The sequence below is a fragment of the Actinomadura viridis genome (assembly GCF_015751755.1).
GTDB classification, from domain to species: Bacteria; Actinomycetota; Actinomycetes; order Streptosporangiales; family Streptosporangiaceae; genus Spirillospora; species Spirillospora viridis.
In genome coordinates this window covers 5,058,050-5,078,731 of record NZ_JADOUA010000001.1, presented here as the reverse complement: position 1 = coordinate 5,078,731, position 20,682 = coordinate 5,058,050, and the positions used below count along the sequence as shown (strand labels likewise).

The following is a 20,682-nucleotide window of genomic DNA, read 5'->3' as shown; positions in this document are numbered from 1 at the left end:
CCCGCTATAACGCCCTTGCACGTTCGCTATAGCGCGCCGTTCCCGCCGCCCGTGCCGGGTTGACCGGGCTTCCGCCGATGCTTGAGCGCGGCACCGGATGATCGTTGACGGCGGAGGGGCCGCCCGCGCCGCCATCATCCGGCCGGCGGCGGGAAGGGTTTCCGGGAGGGGCACCATGACGAAGCGGGCGACCGATCTCTACCTCGACCTCGTGAAGAGGGCCGTCACCAATTCCATCTACCGGGATCCGCACATCGATCCGCAGCACTACTACGAGCTGGCGATGGAGGCGGGCGCCGACGCAGGGGGGCTGACCGCCGACGACCCCCGGCTGTGGCGGCCCTACAGCGAGGAGGAGCGGCGGCAGGGCCGCTGCTGGCCGCGCGACGCGCACACCATGGTCGGCAGGGAACGGCTGGACCACCTCCAGGAATGCATGGAGCGGGTGATCGCCGAGGGCGTGCCGGGCGACGTGATGGAGACGGGCGTCTGGCGCGGGGGCGTGTGCGTGTTCATGCGCGCGGTGCTCAGCGCGTACGGGATCACCGACCGCGCCGTCTGGGTGGCCGACTCCTTCAGCGGGCTGCCCGAACCCGACGTGGAGCGTTTCCCCGAGGATCGCCGGGTGGGCAGCGTGGGCTGGGTCAACGGCGTGGTCGGCGTGCCGCTGGAGCAGGTCCGGGAGAACTTCCGGCGCTACGGCCTGCTGGACGGCCAGGTGCGGTTCGTCGAGGGCAGGTTCGGCGACTCGCTGCCCGCCGCCCCGGTCGAGCGCCTGGCCGTGCTGCGCCTCGACGGCGACCTCTACGAGTCCACCTACGACGCCCTGGAACACCTCCACCCGAAGGTGTCGCCGGGCGGGTTCGTGATCGTGGACGACTACCACGCCTGGGACGTGTGCGCGAAGGCCGTCCACGACTACCGGCGGGCCCACGGGATCGACGACCCGATCGTCGACATCGACTGGTCCGGCGTCTACTGGAGGAAGTCGTCGTAGGACGCGGGCAGGACGCCGGGCAGGGGCGGGGCAGGAGGCGGGGCAGGAGGCGGGCGAGGCGCGGGGCAGGACACGGCAGCGGCGGGTGCTGGACGGTGCAGCCGCGATGGCCGCGATAGCCGCGTGACAGCGCGGGCCCGGACCATGCTCTGCATGGAGTTCCGGGTGCTCGGGCCGGTCGAGATCGTCGACGGCGGGGCCAACGTCGTCCCGACGGCCCTCAAACCGCGCCAGGTCATCTCGCTGCTCATCCTGCGCCGCGACTCGGTCGTGTCCACCGCCGAGCTGATCGACGAGCTCTGGGACGGGGACCCGCCGGCCAACGCCGTCACGACCCTCCAGACCTACGTCTACAAGCTGCGGCAGGCGCTGTCCGGGCGGGGCTCCGGTGACGTCCTGGTGACCCGTCCGGGCGGGTACATGCTCGCGGCCTCCCGGAACGCCACCGTCGATCTCGACCGGTTCGAGGGCGGGACGGCCGAGGGCCGGGCGCTGCTGGAGGGCGGCGAACCGCGCCGCGCGGCGGGGGTGCTGCGCGGGGCGCTGGAGCTGTGGCGCGGCCCCGCCCTCGTCGACGTCGCGCCGGGCAGGCTCCTGACCTCGTACGTCACCGGGCTGGAGGAGCTGCGGTCGCAGGCGCTCGAACTGCGGATCCAGGCCGACCTGCGGCTGGGCCGGCACCGCGAGCTGGTCGGCGAGCTGAAGTCGCTGGTGCTCACCCACACGCTGCACGAGCACCTCCACGCCCTGCTCATGATCGCCCTCGACCGTTCCGGGCGCCGCCACGAGGCCCTCGGCGTCTACCGGACGCTGCGAGAGAACATGATCGAGCAACTCGGGCTGGAGCCGGGGCAGGACATCAGGCATCTGCACCAGCGGCTGCTGTCCGATACCCGACCGCCCGGCCCGGCCGAACCCGCCGGGTCCGCCGTACCGGCCGCGGCCGTCGTTCCGGCACGGCCCTCCCCACCGCCCGTCCCGGCCCGTGCCCGCCAGGAGGCGGGGGAACCGGGCGGCGCGGCGGGCGCGCAGCCGGTCCGTCCGGCGCAGCTTCCCGCGGACCTCGCCGACTTCACCGGCCGTACGGCGATCGTCCGGGAGGTCACCGGCCTGCTCGGGCCGGCGGCGGGCGCGCGCCCGGCCGCGACCCCCGTCATCGTGATCACCGGGATGCCCGGTGCGGGGAAGACCGCGCTGGCCGTGCGGCTCGGGCACCTGCTCAAGCCCGCACTGGACGGCGGGCAGCTGTACGCGGAGCTGCGCGGGTCGGCGGGCGGCGGGCCTGGCGCGGCGGAGGTGCTGGGCGGTTTCCTGCGCGACCTGGGGGTCCCCGACTCCCGGATACCCGGTGGCCTGGAGGCGCGCGGCAGGCTCTTCCGCTCGGTCGCCGCCGGTCGCCGCCTTCTGGTGCTCCTGGACGACGCGGCGACGGCGGCCGAGGTCCGGGCGCTGCTGCCCGGGGACCCCGGCTGCGTCGTGCTCGTCACCAGCCGGCGCGGCCTGCACGGCTTGGGCGGCGCCCGCAGGATCGGCGTCGGCCCGCTCGAACCCGCCGAGAGCGTCGAGCTGCTCGCCCGGATCATCGGCCCCGCCCGGCCGCGGCGGGAACCGGCGGCGGCGGACCGGCTCGCCGAGCTGTGCGGCGGGCTGCCGACCGCGCTGAGGTGCGTCGGCGGGCGGCTGGCGATGATGCCGGGCCGTTCGCTGGCGGCCATGGCCGGCCTGCTGGAGGAGTCGCCGCGGCCGCTCGACGAGCTGCGCCTGGAGGACCTGGACGTGCGCGGCCTCTACGACTCCGCCTACGCCGCGCTCGACCGGGAGGACCAGGCGCTCTTCCGGCTTCTGGCGATGCTGCCGAACGCCGCGTTCACAGCGGGGGAGGCGGTCGAGGTCCTCGGCGGCGAGGCCAGGACCGTGGAGCGGGCACTGGAACGGCTGGTCGGCGCCCACCTGCTGGCCGCCGGAGACGGTCCCGGCGACCCGCCTCCCGGCGACCCGCCTCCCGGTGTGCCCGACGGCGCGCCGGGGGAGGGGCCGGGGGACACGGTCCGCTACGCCTTCTCCCGGCCGGCCTGGGTGTACGCCAGGGAACGCCTCGCCCTTTCCCTGAGCCGGCCGGGACACGGACGCCCGCGGCTCCCGCCCATCGTCGACGGGATCGTGTTCCCGACCGGCCCCGGGCCCCGCTGAACGGACCCGGCCGCGGTCTCACTCCGCGGTCGCTCCGAACCCTCGCAGCCAGCCGGGCAGGCTCTCCTCCCCGTTCGTCCCCTTCTCGATGAAGGCCACGTTGTGGTAAGCGTGCACGCCGACCACCGTGGCCTGGACGGTGTTGGGCGGCTCCTCCGCCCGTTCCGGGTCCTCCCAGCGATGCTCCCGGAAGTGCAGGTCGTCCACGAGGCGCTTGACCAGGCCCACCGAGGTGTGCGGCGCCGCCTGCTCCCCCGGCGTACCGCCGAAGGTCGCCCAGTAGGCGGTCTGCAGGTCCTCGATCACGTAGAGCCCGCCGTCGCGCAGCAGCGGGAACAGCGTGTGGAACGAGGTGTGGACGTGCTCGTTGAGGTGGCTCCCGTCGTCGATGACGATGTCGAACGGGCCGTGCTCGGCCACGATCCCGGCGAGCGTCCCGGGGTCGCCCTGGTCGCCGACCAGCGCCCGCATCCGGGGCGCGTCGAGCCGGGTCTTGTCGTACAGGTCGAGGCCGAAGACCAGGCCGCGCCGGAAGTAGCGCTTCCACATCCGGAGCGATCCGCCGCCGGCCTCCTGGTCGTAGCCGCCGATCCCGATCTCCAGCACCCGCACCGACCGCTCCCGGTACGGCGCGAAGTGCCGGTCATAGTGCGGCGTGTACCAGTGGAAGCTGGCCCATTTGTCCGACCCGTAGCGGACCGACAGCGCGTCCAGGTCCGGGAGGCGCGGGGACAGCCCGGTCATGACCGTGTGGGTGGCCTCGGTCACCAGCGGGGTCAGCGCGGCCATCTCGGCCATGTCCTTCGGGGCGGTGGCGAGGAAGGCGTTGGTGAGGTCACCGTGGCCCCGGTGCGCGGACTCCGGCCCGAACAGGCGGCGCACGACGTCCGTGACGGTCAGCCGCAGCCGGCTCATCTCCACCGGCCGGCCCCCGTCCCTCTCCCCGGCCCCGTCTTCGTCCGCGTCTCCGCCGTGGCCTCGGTCCTCGCCGCCCGTGGCGGGACCCGGCTCTCCGACCACGGTGACGGGCGCGTCCCGGACGACCCGGAACAGCACCCGGCGGCTCTCGCCCGCGTGGGCCAGCTCCAGGGACACATGGACGGGCCGGGCGTTCACCGGCGGGTCGCAGCGGAAGGCGATCTCGCCGGCGAGGACGCCGGCGACCGCGTCGAGCCCGACGTCCTTGATCAGCTCGGCGATCTCCTCGTCGCCGGCGGCCCCGGCCCGGAGCAGGCGTTCCACTGTCTCGCCCATGCGGAAGAACCCCTTTCGGCTCGGCTGCCGGAAGCCTATGTGCCTGTTCTCGCCCCCGGCTCAAGCATTTCTACAGACCCGCTGGAACGGCTGCACGCCGCTGCGACCGTTCCACAATTCCCGGTGAATAGCATCGTGGCCGGTGCGCGCCCGCCAGCGTGCGCCGACCGATCGGACAGGGGCGTTGGAAATGGGCGCAGGGAAGTCCATGAAAGGGATCGTGCTGGCCGGCGGATCGGGCAGCCGGCTCCATCCGGTGACCCTCGCGGTCAGCAAGCAGCTGCTGCCGGTGGGCGACAAGCCGATGGTCTACTACCCGCTCTCGGTGCTCATGCTCGCCGGGATCAGGGACATCCTCATCATCTCGACACCGGCGGAACTGCCCCGCTTCCGGCGGCTGTTCGGCGACGGGTCGGGGCTCGGCCTGCGCATCGGGTACGCCGAGCAGCACCGCCCCGGAGGGATCGCCGAGGCCCTCCTCATCGGCGCCGCGTTCATCGGCGGCGACCCGGTCGCGCTGGTGCTGGGCGACAACGTCTTCCACGGCACCTCCTTCTCCGCCCTGCTCCAGCGGGAGTGCGCCGACCTGCGCGGATGCGTGCTGTTCGGGTACCGGGTCGGCGACCCGGAGCGCTACGGCGTCGCCGAGGTGGACGCGGCCGGGCGGCTGCTGTCCCTGGAGGAGAAGCCCTCCCGCCCCCGGTCCGACCGCGCCGTCACCGGCCTGTACCTGTACGACGGCGACGCGGTCGGCATCGCGAGGGGCCTGCGTCCCTCGGCCCGCGGCGAACTGGAGATCACCGACCTGAACCGGGTCTACCTGGAACGCGGCGCCGCCCGGATGGTCGATCTCGGCCGCGGCTTCGCCTGGCTGGACACCGGCACGCCCGAGTCGCTGCTGAAGGCGGGGCAGTACGTGCTGACACTGGAGGAACGGCAGTCCATCCGCATCGCCTGCATCGAGGAGATCGCCCTGCGCATGGGCTATATCGGCGCCGACGAGTGTTTCGCCCTGGGCGCCCGGCTCGCGACCTCCGCCTACGGCCGCTACGTGATGGACATCGCCCGGGAATTCGGTGCCGAGGCCGCGGTTCCGCGCCTATAGCGGAAGTGCACGGGCATTTTAGCGGAGCCGCTTACCTTGACCGGCATGGGTTCCAACATGACGGTCGGGGAATTGGGTCGTGTGCTGCTGACCCTCCGCGGTTATCAATGGGTGCTGGGGACCACCGGCGACCCTTACGCGCTGCTGCTGAGGGCGGAGGGCGGCGACCCGCACGCCCTCGGCCGGCAGGTCCGCGAGCGCGGCGACCTCTACCAGAGCATCACCACCGCCTGGGTCACCGCCGACCACGCGTTCGCGACCGCGGCCCTGGCCGACCCGCGGCTGGCCCCGCGGCCCGTGCGGTCGCCGGGCGAGCCCGACGACCTTCCCGGCGACGGCGATCCCATGCCGTGGGAGATCCCGCCGCTGTACCGGGCGTTCCCGATGGACGCGGCGTACCTGGACGGGGAGCGCGCCGACCACGCGCGCCTCCTGGACGCCGCCGCGCCCCTCCTCGGCACCGAGGCCGTCGAACGGCACCGGCCCGAGGCCGCCGGCATCTGCGAGCGGGCGCTCAAGACGTCGCCGCCCGAGTTCGACCTGATGACCGGCTACGCCCGCCCGGTGGCCGCCGCCGTCACCGCCGCCGTCCTCGGCCTGCCCCCGGACCAGCACGACCGGTTCGCCGCGCTCTGCGCCGGAACCGCCGGAGCCCTGGACGCCACCTTCGTCCCGCCCCACCTGAGCGTGGCCCGCGAACTCACCGCCTCCGTGAGCGCCCTGCGCGAACTCCTGGCCGAGTTCGTCGACGCCGAACGGCGGGTCGCCGACCGGGCCGACGCGCTGGCGGCGGGCTGCTTCACCGCGGTGGTCGGCGCCGAGGCCCTGGCCAACCTGATCTGCAACGCCCTCGGCCTGCTGTTCGAGCGCGCCGAGCTGCGGGAGAGGCTGCACGACGACCCCGGCGCCGCCACCCAGGTGATCGAGGAGACTCTCCGGTTCGACCCCCCGGTACGGATGCAGCGCCTGTACGCCCCCGAGGACATCCAGGTCGCCGGCCGGGACCTCACCACCGGATCGGAGCTGGTCGTCCTGGTGCATGCGGCCAACCGCGACCCCGCGGCGTTCACCGAACCCGACGTCTTCGACGTCCGCCGGCACGGGCCCGAGGCGGAGTCCCCGCCCCTCCACCTCGGCCCGCACGGCTGCCCCGACGGGCGGCTGATCGCGCCCCTGCTCCGGGCCGGCGCGACGGTGGCGGTCCAGTCCCTCTCCGCGCTGCTGCCCGCCGTCCACCCGGCCGGCCCCCGGCTCCATCGGCTCCGAGCGCCCGCCACCCGCGGCACGCTCCGATTCCCCGTCGCCGCATGAAGGCCCGGTACGAGAGCGCGCCGGTCAGCGACGGCGTGCGCGCGGTGACCGAGTGCCGCGTCTGCGGGAGCGACGACTGGGCGGAGGTCGTCTCGTTCGGCCCCGTACCGCTGGCCAACGCCTACCTGGACCCGGCCGACTCCTACGAGGGCGAGCGGTACTACCCCCTCGACGTGGTCTCCTGCCGGGCCTGCCGGCTGATGAGCCTCACTCACGTCGTCGACCCGGAGATCCTGTTCCGCAGCTACTCCTACGTGACGCCCGACTCGGTGACGATCAACCGGCACATGCGGCGCGTCGTGGAGCTGTGCCGCGAGCGGTCCGCGCTGGACGAGGGCGAGCTGGTGGTGGAGATCGGCAGCAACACCGGCGCGCAGCTGTCGGTGTTCGGCGAGGCCGGCACGCGGATCCTCGGCGTCGACCCGGCGCGGAACCTGGCGGCCACCGCCAACGCCCGGGGCGTGCCGACCCTGCCGGAGTTCTTCTCCTCCGCCGTGGCCAGGGACATCGCCGCCGAGCACGGCCGCGCCAAGCTGATCCTGGGCCGGCACGTCTTCGCGCACATCGACGACATCGCCGAGGTGGCCGCGGGCGTGCGCGCGCTGCTCGACCGCGCCGGCGTTTTCGTCATCGAGGTGCCCTACGCCCTGGACCTGATCGAGAAGCTCGCCTTCGACACCATCTACCACGAGCACCTGTCCTACTTCGCCGTGGAGCCGCTGACCGCGCTGTTCGAACGGCACGGGCTGCGGGTCCTGGACGTGGAGCGGATGCCGGTGCACGGCGGCTCCATCCTGGTCTTCGTCGGTCACGCCTCCGGGCCGCTGCCGGTGCGTCCCGCCGTCGCCGAGCTGCTGGCACTCGAAGAGCGTTCCGGCCTGTACGACGACGACGTCTACGAACGCTTCGCCCGCGACGTCGAGCAGGTCCGGGAAGAGCTGTCGGCGATGGTCCGCGGGTTCGCGGCCGACGGGCTGCGCGTCGCGGGCTACGGTGCGCCGGCCAAAGGCAACACCCTCCTGAACGTCTGCGGCCTGGGCGCCGACGAACTGGTCTTCTGCAGCGACAGCACGGAACTGAAACAGGGGAAGGTCCTTCCCGGCACCCACATCCCGGTGCGTCCGCCCGACTACGCGAGGGCCAACCCGCCCGACTGCTACCTGCTCCTGGCCTGGAACTACGCCGAGGAGATCCTCCGTAAGGAGAGCGCCTTCCTGGCCGGCGGCGGCCGTTTCATCCTGCCGGTCCCCAAGCCCTGGCTCGTGCCCTCCGCCGAGGCCGGCGCCCCCGGCCCCGCCGGGCTCTCCGCCTTCCCTGGTTCCTCCGGTCCGCGGTGAACGGCACCGCTGGGAGACTCCATGCGCATTCTGTTCACGACGGTGACCGAGAAAGCCCACCTGTACGCCCAGGTCCCTCTCGCGTGGGCGCTGCGGACGGCCGGGCACGAGGTCCGCGTCGTGGCCTCGCCCGACCAGGCCGAGGAGATCACCCGTACCGGCCTGACCGCCGTGCCGATCGGCGCCGACCGCTCCGCCAAGATGGCCGAGGCCGACCGGGTGCGCAAGGAGGCGTGGGAGCGGCAGCAGGAGGTGTTCGCCGAGGAGGAGCGCCACGGCGCCGGCCGGGACGCGGACCACCGGGCCGGAGAGTGGCAGGACACCCTGGACATCAGCGAGCTGCGCCCCGAACGCCTCACCTACGAGCACATGCACGGCGTCCTCACCGTGTGGATGACCGGATTCCAGGGGCTCTTCACCGAGAGCATGCTCGACGACCTGGTGGGATTCGCCCGGTACTGGCGCCCCGACCTGGTCATCTGGGACCCGCTGACGTTCGGCGGCCCGGTCGCGGCCCGCGCCTGCGGCGCGGCGCACGCCCGGCTGCTCTTCGGGATGGACCTGCTCGGCTTCCTCCGGCAGAACTACCGGGCGGAGCTGGAACGGCGGCCCGCCGCCCTCCGTGAGGACCCCCTGGAGGAATGGCTCGGCTGGGTCCTGCACCACTTCGGCTGCGGCCCGTTCGACGAGGAGACGGTCGTCGGGCAGTGGACGATCGACCCGATGCCCGGCGTGATGCGGCTCCCGGTCGACCTGCGGTACGTGCCGGTGCGGCACGTCCCCTACAACGGACCGGCCACCGTCCCCGGCTGGCTCCGCGAACCGCCCAAGCGCCCCCGCGTCTGCCTCACCCTCGGCCTGTCGGAACGGGAGATGCTCGGCAGCAGCAGCGCCCCCCTCGCCGACCTCCTGGAGGCCGTGTCCGAGCTGGACGTCGAGGTGGTGGCCACGCTCAACGACGACCAGCTCGCCCGGATCGAGCACGTGCCCGGCAACGTGCGCACGGCCGGGTTCGTCCCGCTCAACGAGCTGCTCCCCACCTGCTCGGCGATCATCCACCACGGCGGCTTCGGCACCCTGCAGAGCGCGCTCGTCCACGGCGTGCCGCAGGTCATCGCGCCCGACCGCCAGCTGGACAACAGGCGCAAGACCGAGCGGATGGAGCAGTCCGGCGCCGCCCTGTACGTCCGCGACGCCGACCGCCTGTCGGCCACGACGGTGCGGGACATGCTGACGCGGGTCCTGGAGGAACCGTCGTTCGCCGCGAACGCCGCCCGCCTGCGCACCGAACTTCTCGGCCGGCCCACCCCCGCCGGGCTCGTACCGGTCCTGGAACGGCTGACGGCCGAGCACCGCCCCGCCGGAGCCGTCCCGTGACGGCCCCCGGACCGGACCCCGCCCCCGAGCCCGAGCCCGAGCCCGACGAGATCGAGCCCGACGAGATCGACCTGCTGGACGAGGAACTGGTACGGGCCCCGTTCGCCGTCTACTCCCGGCTGCGCGAACGGCGCTCCCTGCACCGCGCCGTGATGCCCGGCCTCGGAGCGGTCTGGATCGTCACCCGCCACGACGACGTCAGGGCCGTGCTGAGCGACCCGCGGCTCGTCAACGACGTCGTGAACGTCCCGGGGGCGGACGTGCCCAACATGAGCGAGCTGGCGGCCCAGGCGGGCGGCGTTCCCGACGAATACATCAAGTACGTCTACCCCACCGTCGTCGACATCGACGGCGCCGCCCACGCCAGGCTCCGCAGGCTGGTGGCCCCGGCGTTCACCGCCCGCAGGGTCGAACGGCTCCGCCCCCGGGTGGAGGAGATCGCCGCCCGGCTGCTGGACCGGCTCCCCGAGGCGGCCGAGGACGGGGTCGTCGACCTGATCCCGCACTTCGCCCGGCCCCTCCCCATCACGGTGATCTGCGAGCTGGTCGGCATCCCCGAAGCGGACCGCGGCCGGTGGGTGCGATGGAGCGGCGCCCTGGCCGCGGGCACCGAGCCGCTGGGCGAGGCGGTGCGCGGGATGGTCGAGGACACCCGGCGGCTGATCGGGCGGCGCCGCGCCCGGCCCGCCGACGACCTGCTCTCCACCCTGATCCGCGCGCAGGAGACCGGCGGCGGCGACCGGCTCGACGACACCGAACTGATCAACCTGGTGCTCTCCCTGGTCGTGGCCGGGCACGAGACCACCGCCGGCATGATCGCCGAGGGGGTCGCCGCCCTGCTGAGCCACCCCGGACAGCTGGACCTGCTCCGCCGCGACCCGCCCGCGACGCTGCCGCGCGCCGTCCACGAGGTGATGCGCTGGCGGCCCCCGGTCCTGCTCACCCGGGTCCGGTACGTCCGGGCCGACCTCGAGATCGGCGGTCAGCGGGTGGCCAGGGGCGAGCGGGTGATGCCCATCCTCGCCGCCGCCGGCCACGACCCCCGGTCGTTCCCCGCCCCCGAACACTTCGACATCACCCGGGCCGCGAACCGCCGCGAGACCCACGTCAGCTTCGGGTACGGCCCGCACTACTGCATGGGCGCGGCCCTGGCCCGGCAGGAGGGCGAGGTCGCGTTCGGCGCGCTCCTCCGCCGGTTCCCCGGCCTGACCCTCGCCGCCGCCCCCGAGGACCTCGAACGCTCGCGCGCGGACGGCGCCACCCCGGGGACCTGGCGCCTCGGCGCGCTCCCCGTACGCCTCTGACCGGCACCGCCACCGCCCGCGTGCGCGTACGGGTCCCCGGCCGGACGCCGCCGAGCAAGAGGAACGCGATAGTCCCGTGACAGCCCCGGCCATGAGCATGGAGTCGCCGACCACTGCGACGACATGAGGGGGCGGAATGGCGGACAACGGTGCCGAGCGCCTGACCGGTGACCGGGCGGAACTGCTGCGCCGCCGGCTCCAGGGGCGGACCGCCCCGGCCGGGGGCCCGGGGGAGACCCCGCTGACCCCGCGTCCGACCGAAGAGCGCTCCGTCCCGTCGTTCGGCCAGCGGCGGCTGTGGTTCCTGGACCTGCTCCAGCCCGGCCACATCGGCTACACCATGCCCGACATCGCCTACCGCCTCCGCGGCCCCCTGGACGTGCCGGCGCTCGTCGCCGCGCTCCGCTGGATCGTGGACCGGCACGAGGTGCTGCGGTCACGGTACGGCGTGACCGGCGGCGAGCCCTTCGTCGTGGTGGACGACGCGGACTCGTTCCAAGTCGACGTGGCCGAGGTCGCCGATATCGACGAGGCCCGTGAGATCGCGCGTGCTGAGGCGGAGGCGCCGTTCGATCTGGCGGTGGGTCCGTTGTGCCGGGCGCGTGTGTTGCGTGTGGGTGCGGAGGATCATGTGCTGCTGGTGGTTTTCCATCACAGTGTTTTCGATGGTTGGTCCATTGGTGTGTTCCAGCGTGAGTTGTCGGTGGCTTATGGGGCTTTCGCTGGTGGTGGGGTGCCGGGGTTGGGTGATCTTGCGGTGCAGTACGGGGATTTCGCGGTGTGGCAGCGGGAGTGGTTGTCGGGGGAGGTTCTGGAGGGGCAGCTGGGTTATTGGCGGGATCGTTTGGAGGGTGTGGCGCCGGCTTTGGAGTTGCCGGTCGATCGTGTTCGTCCGCCTGTTCCGAGTTATCGGGGTGGTGTGGTGGAGTTCTCGGTCGGTGGGGGGTTGGCGGATGGTTTGAGGGCGTTGGGGCGGCGTGAGGGTGCGTCGTTGTTCATGGTGACGTTGGCTGTGTTTCAGGTGTTGTTGGGGCGTTATGGGCGGACTGAGGATGTGGTGACGGGGTGTCCGTCGGCGGGGCGGTCGCGTCCGGAGCTGGAGGAGTTGATCGGGTTCTTTGTGAACTCGTTGCCGTTGCGGACGGATCTGTCGGGTGATCCGTCGTTCGTGGAGTTGGTGGGTCGGGTGCGGGGGGTGGTTCTGGGGGCGTTCGATCATCAGGATGTGCCGTTCGAGCGGCTGGTGGAGGATCTGACCCCGACCCGCGATCTGAGCCGCAACCCCATCATCCAGGTCTGGTTCGACCTGCTCTCACCCGGCCAGGATTTCCGGCTCGATTCCGGCGTGTCCACCGAGCCCTTCCCGTCCGGCCTCGTCACGACGCGTTTCGATGTGGAACTGCATCTCACCGAGACCGCGTCCGGTGAACTGATCGGTGAGCTGATCTATGCCGCCGACCTGTTCGAGGCCGGGACGATGCGGCGTTTCGCCGATCATTACCAGAACCTGTTGAAAGCGGTGGTCGCCGCCCCTTCCGCGCCATTGTCACGTCTCCAGATGGCCGGGCCGGACGAACTCCAGGAAATGCTGGTCGAGTGGAATGACACCGCGGTGGCGGTCGATGACACCCGCACGCTCGCGGGTGTGTTCCAGGACCAGGCCGCGGCCACACCCGAGGGGTTGGCGGTGGTGTGGGACGGCGGTTCGTTGACGTTCGGGGACTTGAACGCCGAGGCGAACCGGCTGGCGTGGTGGCTGCGCGGCAAGGGCGTCGGCCCCGAAACCGTGGTGGGCGTTCTGCTGCCCCGCGGCCCCGACCAGATCGTGACCATCCTGGCCATCCTGAAGGCCGGCGGGGCCTACCTGCCGCTGGACCCGGCCCATCCCGACGACCGGATCGCCTTCCAGCTCGAGGACGCCCGCGCCGCCCTGACCGTCACCGACCAGGCACTGGCCGGGCGGCTGCCCGCAGGAGTGGAGGCGGTCCGCGCCGACACCGACAAGGACCACTGGGCGGGCGGGCCGGTGGGCGACCCGCCCGAGGGGCATCCCGACGATCTGTGTTACGTGATCTACACCTCGGGGTCGACGGGGCGGCCCAAGGGTGTGGCGATGAGTCACCGGCCGCTGCTGAACCTGCTGCACTGGCAACGCGCCCGCACCACCGTCCCCGGGCCCACACTCCAGTTCTCCTCGTTGAACTTCGACATCTCGGTGCAGGAGATCTTCTCCACCTGGCAGGCGGGCGGGCACATCGTGCTGCTGTCGAACGACCAGCGCCGCGACCCGCAGCAGATGATCGAGATCATCGCCCGCCACCGGGTCCGGCGGCTGTTCTGCCCGCCCATGGTCCTGGAACAACTCACCCACACCCAGCACCAGCATGACGGACAGGGACACGACCGGCTGGAGTTGGTGGAGATCACCACCGCCGGTGACCGCCTGCACCTCAACACCGAGGTGCGCCGTTTCCTGGAAGGGCTCCCCGCCGCCGGTGAGGGGCGGTTGCGGCTGGACAACCACTACGGGCCCACCGAAGCCCACGTGATCACCGGACACGACATGACCGGCGACCCCGCCCACTGGCCCTCAGATCCACCCGTAGGCGCACCGATCGCCAACACCCGCATCTACCTGCTCGACCCCGACCTGCACCCCGTCCCCCCAGGAGTGCCGGGAGAGGTGTGCGTGGGCGGCGCGGGACTGGCCCGCGGCTACCTGGGACGCCCCGACCTGACCGCGGCGGCCTTCATCCCCGACCCCCACGCCACCACCCCCGGTGCACGCCTCTACCGCACCGGAGACCTGGCCCGCTGGAACACCGACGGCACCCTGGACTTCCTCGGCCGCATCGACCACCAACTCAAGATCCGCGGCTACCGCATCGAACCCGGCGAGATCCACACCACCCTGCTCCAGCACCCCGCCATCACCGACACCCACATCACCACAACCCAAACACCCGCCGGGGATGTCCAGCTCACCGCCTACATCATCCCCAAACCAGGACAACGCCCCACAACCCACGAACTACGCGCCCACCTCAAGCAGTCCCTGCCCGACTACATGATCCCCACCCACTACATCACCCTCGACCGCTTCCCCCTCACCCCCACCGGAAAACTCGACCGCAAGGCGCTTCCCGAACCGGCCTCCGGCAGCACGGGCAGCACGGAGGTGTTCGTCGGCGACGACGCGTTCACCCCGACGCAACGGCGCCTGGCGCACATCTGGGCCCAGATCCTCAACGTCCCGCACCTCACCGTCCAGGACGATTTCTTCGACCTCGGCGGGCACTCGCTCCTCGCCACCCAGGTGCTCGCGCGCGTCCACGACGAGTTCGGCGTGACGCTCGCCGTGCGCACCCTCTTCGAACACCCCACCGTGGAGGATCTGGCCGCCCATCTGGACGAGCAGGCCGGCGGCGCGGACGCCCTCCCGGCCCTCGTCGCCCGTGCCCCGGAGGAGCGCACGGTCCCGTCGTTCGGCCAGCGGCGGCTGTGGTTCCTCGACCAGCTCCAGCCGGGCGCCCTCGCCTACAGCATCCCGATCACCTACCGGCTCCGCGGCGCCCTGGACGTGGCGGCGCTGTCGGACGCCCTGCGCTGGGTCGTGCACCGGCACGAGGTGCTGCGGTCGCGGTTCGGCGTGGCCGAGGGGGAGCCGTTCGTGGTGCTGGACGGAGCCGGCGCCTTCGACGTCCCGGTGACGGACGTCCCCGACGAGCGGACGGCCCGTGAGATCGCGCGTGCTGAGGCGGAAGCGCCGTTCGATCTGGCGGTGGGTCCGTTGTGCCGGGCGCGTGTGCTGCGGGTGGGTGCGGAGGATCATGTGCTGCTGGTGGTTTTCCATCACAGTGTTTTCGATGGTTGGTCCATTGGTGTGTTCCAGCGTGAGTTGTCGGTGGCTTATGGGGCTTTCGCTGGTGGTGGGGTGCCGGGGTTGGGTGATCTTGCGGTGCAGTACGGGGATTTCGCGGTGTGGCAGCGGGAGTGGTTGTCGGGGGAGGTTCTGGAGGGGCAGCTGGGTTATTGGCGGGATCGTTTGGAGGGTGTGGCGCCGGCTTTGGAGTTGCCGGTCGATCGTGTTCGTCCGCCTGTTCCGAGTTATCGGGGTGGTGTGGTGGAGTTCTCGGTCGGTGGGGGGTTGGCGGATGGTTTGAGGGGACTGGGGCGGCGTGAGGGTGCGTCGTTGTTCATGGTGACGTTGGCTGTGTTTCAGGTGTTGTTGGGGCGTTATGGGCGGACTGAGGATGTGGTGACGGGGTGTCCGTCGGCGGGGCGGTCGCGTCCGGAGCTGGAGGAGTTGATCGGGTTCTTTGTGAACTCGTTGCCGTTGCGGACGGATCTGTCGGGTGATCCGTCGTTCGTGGAGTTGGTGGGTCGGGTGCGGGGGGTGGTTCTGGGGGCGTTCGATCATCAGGATGTGCCGTTCGAGCGGCTGGTGGAGGATCTCACCCCGACCCGCGACCTCAGCCGCAACCCCATCATCCAGATCTTCTTCCAGCTCTTCCAGACGAAGAGCGCCGACCTCCTCGGACTGGACCTGCCCGGGGTCGCGACGGCACCGTTCGCGGAGGACGCCCCGGTCACCCGCTTCGACGTCGAGATGCACCTCACCGGAGGCGACACCGGCGGCCTCACCGGGCAGCTGGTGTACGCCGAGGACCTGTTCGAGGCCGAGACGATGCGGCGGCTCGTCGCGCACTACCTCAACCTGCTCGACGCGGTGGTCGCCGACCCCGCGGCGCCGCTGTCACGGCTCCAGATGGCCGGACCGGACGAACTCCGCGAAACGCTCGTCGAGTGGAACGACACCGCCGTCACCGTGGACGATGACCGCACCGTTCCCGAGCTGTTCCGGGAACAGGCGGCGGCCACGCCCGACGCGATCGCGCTGACCTGGGACGGCGGGACGCTCACCTACCGGGAGCTGGACACCGGGTCCGACCGGCTGGCCCGGCATCTCCGCGACCGGGGCGCCGGCCCCGAGAAGGTGGTGGGCCTGCTGCTGCCGCGCGGGCCCGAGCAGATCACCGCCATGCTGGCCGTCCTCAAGGCCGGTGGCGCCTACCTGCCCCTCGACCCGGCCCATCCGGACGAACGGATCGCCTTCCAGCTCGACGACGCCCGAGCCGTGCTGGCCGTCACCGACGATGCCCTGGCCGGGCGGCTCCCCGCCGCGATCCCCGCCGTACGGATCGGCGCCGGAGAACTCCCCGACCCGTCCGGCACGGGCCTGGAACCCGGGCACGCCGGCGACCTGTGCTACGTGATCTACACCTCCGGATCCACCGGGCGCCCCAAGGGCGTGGAGGTCACGCACGCGTCGCTGGTCAACCTGGTGTCCTGGCACATCGAGCGGTACGGGCTGGACGGCTCCGACCGCGTGACCCAGGTCGCCGGTCCCTCGTTCGACGCCGCCGTGTGGGAGATCTGGCCGCCGCTGCTGGCCGGCGCCCGCCTGGACCTGCCGTCCGGGGAGACCGTCCGGGACGCCGGGGCCCTGGTGGCCCGCCTCACCGAGGCGGGCACGACCGTGGCCTTCGCCCCCACGGCGATGGCCGAACTGCTCATCCGGGAGCCGCTGGCCACCAGGACGGCGCTGCGCTCGCTGCTGACCGGCGGGGACGCGTTCACGCCCGCGCCCGGCGACGCGCCCGGCGTTCCCGTGGTCAACCACTACGGCCCCACCGAGTGCACGGTCGTGGCGACGGCCACCGGGCCGCTCGGCCCGCCGTGGCGGCGCCCGCCCATCGGCGGGCCGATCTCCAACGTGCGCGTGTACGTGCTGGACGAACGGTGGCGGCCGGTGCCGACCGGGGTCCCCGGGGAACTGTTCGTCGGCGGCGCCGGAGTCGCCCGCGGCTACACCGGCCGGGCCGCCCTCACCGCGGAACGGTTCGTACCCGATCCCTGGTCGCGGCGGCCGGGCGCCCGGATGTACCGGACGGGCGACCTGGTCCGGCGGCGGCCGGACGGCGCCCTGGAGTTCCTGGGACGGCTCGACCGCCAGGTGAAGATCCGCGGGTACCGCATCGAACCCGGGGAGATCGAGACGGCGCTGGTCGGCCATCCGCGGGTGAAGGAGGCCGTCGTCGAGCCGGTCCGCACGCCCGCGGGGGAGGCGGCGCTGGCCGCCTACGTCGTCGGCGCCGGACTGCTGGCACCCTCGGCGGCGGAGCTGCGCGGGCACCTGGCGCAGGAGGTGCCCGACCACATGGTGCCGGGCGCGTTCGTCACCCTGGAGGCCCTGCCCCTCACCGCGTCCGGCAAGGTGGACCGGGCCGCGCTGCCGGTGCCCCGGTGGAACGACGAACGGGACTACGTGCCCCCGGCGAACCAGACCGAGCAGGTCCTCGCGGAGATCTGGGCGGACCTGCTCGGAGTGCCCCGCGTCGGCGTCCATGACGACTTCTTCGAGCTGGGCGGGCACTCGCTGCTGGCCACCCGCCTGATGGCCCGCATCCAGGAGATCTTCGACGTGGACCTCGCGGTCCGCGCCCTGTTCGAGCACCGGACCGTACGGGACCTGGGGAACGCCGTGGAGGACGAGATCCTCCGGCAGGTGGACGCGATGTCGGAGGCCGAGGTCTCGGCCGAACTCGGCGGGGAATGAGCGGCCGGGCCGGTACGGCCGGGCCGTTCGGCGGGCCGCCCCTTCGCGGGGCGGCCCGCCGGGCCGTGGGGCGCCGGGCGCCGGCGCCGCGCCGGTCAGCTCAGCACGGGGTGGCGTGCCCGGTGCCGGACGAGGTCCGCACGGTCGTCGCGCACGTTGAAGATCATGCTCATGCGCTTCTCGTGCCGGTGCCGCATCCATCGGCGGACGTGGCCGGGCTCCAGTCCGGGCAGCAGCCGGGTGACCAGCCCGTCGATGGAGTCCAGATCGCTGTAGCGGACCACGAACTCCTCCGCCGCCAGCAGGTCCTCCGGTTCCAGCTCGCGGACGCCGCGCAGGCCCCCGCCCCGGGTGGCGTAGTACATCCCCAGGCCGACGTGCCGGGACTCGTCGCGGCGCACGAGCCGGTAGATGTCGGCGAGGCCGGTGGAACGCAGCCCGCGGATGAACCAGAAGAACTCGTCGGCCGCGAACCCTTCGAGCAGGGTGTGCGCCAGCATGCGCGCCGCCGGGTACTCCATGGCCAGCAGGCCGCCGGACAGGTCGACGATCGGCTCGGCGGGCGGTGCCACCGCGCCGCCCACGCGCTCGGCGTAGTGGGCGAAGACCGAGCTGTGCCGGCCCTCGTCACCGACCGCCGTCGCGCCGATCAGTTTGGCCACCGCGTCGGGACTCTCGGTCAGGATGACGCTGGCCGCCTCCAGCCCGACCTGCTCGACGTAGACGCTGCCGCTCGCCAGGTTCCAGGTGAGCTCGAGCAGCGGATCGTTCCGGTCGATCTTGGCGAGCGCGCGCTCCGCGACGTCCCGGGGGGACCAGGTGGAACGGCGCGCGTCCTCGATGAAGCGTTCGTTCGTTCCCTCGACCGTCTCGCTGTAGACCGCCAGGCCCATAAGTTCTCCGAACTCCCTTTGGCGAGGTCGATTGCGGTGAAATTCTATAGGCGATAGAGGGCTGACGGCAAGGTCGCGAATAATATGTGCCGACCATTTCTAGAAAGGGTTCGGCGCATATTTTCGTGCGCCCTGGAACTGGTCGGATCGGCCGTGGCCGCCCCCGCCGGCCCTGGCATGACCGGGTCTTCGGGCACCTTGACTCAGCCGGTCCGGATGCTAGTGTGACTGTGATCTATGCGTGACATCACAATCATCGGCTCTCGCCGCTCTCGCTCGCGACTCTGACTAACGACAGTCCGGTGATGACGCGCCGTCATCACTTCCCGCCAGTTCTGTCCATCCGTCCCGAACGATGGTGATAGATGTACGAGCAGACGAAAGAACGGCCGCCCGCGGCCACATTCCGTATCCTGGGCCCCCTGGAGATCACCTCCGCCGATGGCCCGCTCACCCTCCGCGGCATGATCGCCCGCAGGCTGGTCGGCGTGCTGCTGCTCACCCCCGGTGAATGGGTCGGCGACGAACGGCTCGTCCAGCTGGTGTGGGGCCCGTCCGGGGCCAGCCGCGCCGCCCTCCACAACACCGTCTCCAGGCTCCGCAACGTCCTGCGCGGCTCCCTCGGCAGCGCCGACGTCCTGGACTACTCCGCGGCCCGCTACCGGCTGGACGTCTCCCCCGGCGGCGTGGACGCCGTGCGCTTCCGCGACGGCCTGGTCGCGGCCGCCGCGGAGAACGACCCGCACGTCCGCATGGAACGCCTGCGCGACGCGCTCAGCGAGTGGCGGGGCCCCGTCCTCGCCGACACCTCCGAATGGATCCGCGGCGACCCCGCCGTGGTGGCCCTGGAGAAGGCCCGGCTGGAGTGCGCCTGCGGGCTCGCCGACGTCGCCGTCGAACTCGGCCGCGCCGAGCAGGCCCTTCCCTTCGTCGAGCGGCTCGCCGGGGAACTGCCCTACGACGAGCCGTTGCAGGCCCGCCTCATCGGGCTGCTGGCCGAGTGCGGCAGGCGCGCCGAGGCCCTGCGCACCTACGAGCGCGTACGCCGCGGGCTCGCCGAGGAACTGGGCGTCGACCCCTCGCCCGAGCTGCGCCGGCTGCACCTGGGCCTGCTGCGCGGCGACGCCCGGCTCGTCCTCCGCGGGGGCGACGCCGAGACCCCGCAGCCGCGCCCCCGCGGCGACGCCGTCCCGGCGATGCTGCCCAGGGACGTCGCCGACTTCACCGGGCGCGACACCCAGACCCGGTACGTGCGCCGCCTGATGGGCGCGGCACGGCGCCGGGAGGCGGTCGACGTCCTGGTCCTCACCGGCAAGATCGGTGTCGGTAAGACCGCCCTGGCCGTCCACATCGCGCACGAGTGCAAGGAGGACTTCCCCGACGGGCAGCTGTTCATCGACCTGCGCGGCGCCGGCGCGGTCCCGCTGACCCCCGAGGCGGTCCTCGGGCGATTCCTGCGCGCCCTGGGGATGCGCGACGACGCCATCCCGGAGGGCCTGGAGGAACGTTCCGAGCTGTACCGGTCACGGCTGTCGGGCCGCAGGATCCTCATCGTCCTGGACAACGCGGCCGACGAGGCGCAGATCCGGCCGCTGCTGCCCGGCGACCCCGGCTGCACCGTCCTGGTGACCAGCCGGTTCCGGCTGTCGGCGCTGGAGGGGGCGCGCCAGTTCAACCTGGACGTCCACGAGCCCGACCAGGCCCTGGAGCTGTTCGCCCGCGTCGTCGGCGAGGACCGCGTCGCCGCCGAGCCGGAGGCCGCCCGCACCATCATCGAGATGTGCGGACGGCTCGCGCTGGCCGTCCGGGTGGCGAGCCTGCGGCTGGTCAGCCAGCCGCACCGCAAGCTGGCCTGGCTCGCCGACCTGCTGTCGGACGAGCGCTACCGGCTGGGAGAGCTGGCCATCGCCGACCTGGCCGTCCAGGCCAGCCTCACCCTGACCTACGAGTCCCTGGACGCCGAGGAACGCCGCCTGTTCCGGTGGCTGGGCCTGCTCGCGATGCCCGAGTTCACGGCCTGGACGGCCGCCTCCCTCATCGACCGCTCGATCGCCCAGACCGAACGGCTGCTGGATCGCCTGGTGCACGCCCACCTGCTGGAGGTGCAGACTTACGGTGCCGAGGGCGAGGTCGGCTACAGGTTCCACAACCTGATCCGCTGCTACGCCCGGGAACGGGCCATCATGGAGGAGACCGCCGAGCCGATCGCCCTGCAGGCGTCCCCGCGCCCCGTCCGCCGCCTGGCCTGAACGGTGGCCGCCCGAGCCCGCGGCACGGCCGGCGGCGCCGGGTGAC

The 20,682-nt window shown here is 72.3% G+C and carries 11 protein-coding genes; 9 read left to right on the top strand and 2 right to left on the bottom strand.

The features are described 5' to 3' along the window. Window positions 1–175: 175 nt before the first annotated feature. Together IW256_RS23330 and IW256_RS23325 are read left to right on the top strand one after the other, a co-directional pair. Window positions 176–997, top strand: a complete 822-nt coding sequence (locus IW256_RS23330; RefSeq protein WP_197013006.1) for a TylF/MycF/NovP-related O-methyltransferase — start codon at window positions 176–178, stop codon at window positions 995–997. A 153-nt stretch (window positions 998–1,150) separates the two neighbouring features. Then, window positions 1,151–3,187: an AfsR/SARP family transcriptional regulator gene (locus IW256_RS23325; RefSeq protein WP_197013005.1), complete on the top strand. Its 2,037-nt coding sequence runs from the start codon at window positions 1,151–1,153 to the stop codon at window positions 3,185–3,187. 18 nt (window positions 3,188–3,205) lie between these two features. Here the strand turns inward: IW256_RS23325 and IW256_RS23320 are convergent, their stop codons facing one another. Further along, the gene (locus tag IW256_RS23320) at window positions 3,206–4,441 is read right to left on the bottom strand and encodes a class I SAM-dependent methyltransferase (RefSeq protein WP_197013004.1); all 1,236 of its coding nucleotides are present in this window, start codon (window positions 4,439–4,441) and stop codon (window positions 3,206–3,208) included. Between the two features lie 208 nt (window positions 4,442–4,649). Here IW256_RS23320 and rfbA point away from each other — a divergent pair, with 208 nt between their 5' ends. The 6 genes from rfbA (at window position 4,650) to IW256_RS23290 (ending at window position 17,494) form a co-directional block, all read left to right on the top strand. Continuing rightward, a complete protein-coding gene (rfbA, locus tag IW256_RS23315) occupies window positions 4,650–5,546 on the top strand; it encodes a glucose-1-phosphate thymidylyltransferase RfbA (RefSeq protein WP_197013003.1) in 897 nt (298 codons plus the stop codon). Window positions 5,547–5,591: 45 nt separating this feature from the next. Continuing rightward, on the top strand, window positions 5,592–6,857 hold the full coding sequence (locus tag IW256_RS23310) for a cytochrome P450 family protein (RefSeq protein WP_197013002.1): 1,266 nt from the start codon (window positions 5,592–5,594) through the stop codon (window positions 6,855–6,857). Then, on the top strand, window positions 6,854–8,194 hold the full coding sequence (locus IW256_RS23305; RefSeq protein WP_197013001.1) for a class I SAM-dependent methyltransferase: 1,341 nt from the start codon (window positions 6,854–6,856) through the stop codon (window positions 8,192–8,194). The genes IW256_RS23310 and IW256_RS23305 overlap by 4 nt, the downstream gene beginning before the upstream one ends. A gap of 21 nt (window positions 8,195–8,215) precedes the next feature. Further along, a complete protein-coding gene (locus IW256_RS23300) occupies window positions 8,216–9,571 on the top strand; it encodes an activator-dependent family glycosyltransferase (protein ID WP_197013000.1) in 1,356 nt (451 codons plus the stop codon). After that, complete coding sequence (locus IW256_RS23295) at window positions 9,568–10,875, top strand: cytochrome P450 family protein (protein ID WP_307829014.1); 1,308 nt, start codon at window positions 9,568–9,570, stop codon at window positions 10,873–10,875. The genes IW256_RS23300 and IW256_RS23295 overlap by 4 nt, the downstream gene beginning before the upstream one ends. Window positions 10,876–11,011: 136 nt before the next feature. Further along, entirely contained in the window at window positions 11,012–17,494 is a 6,483-nt protein-coding gene (locus tag IW256_RS23290; RefSeq protein WP_197012999.1) for a non-ribosomal peptide synthetase, read from the top strand. Window positions 17,495–17,589: 95 nt separating this feature from the next. Here the strand turns inward: IW256_RS23290 and IW256_RS23285 are convergent, their stop codons facing one another. After that, entirely contained in the window at window positions 17,590–18,387 is a 798-nt protein-coding gene (locus tag IW256_RS23285; protein ID WP_197012998.1) for a ferritin-like domain-containing protein, read from the bottom strand. Window positions 18,388–18,752: 365 nt separating this feature from the next. Here IW256_RS23285 and IW256_RS23280 point away from each other — a divergent pair, with 365 nt between their 5' ends. Continuing rightward, a complete protein-coding gene (locus tag IW256_RS23280; protein ID WP_197012997.1) occupies window positions 18,753–20,636 on the top strand; it encodes an AfsR/SARP family transcriptional regulator in 1,884 nt (627 codons plus the stop codon). The last annotated feature ends 46 nt before the right edge of the window (window positions 20,637–20,682 follow it).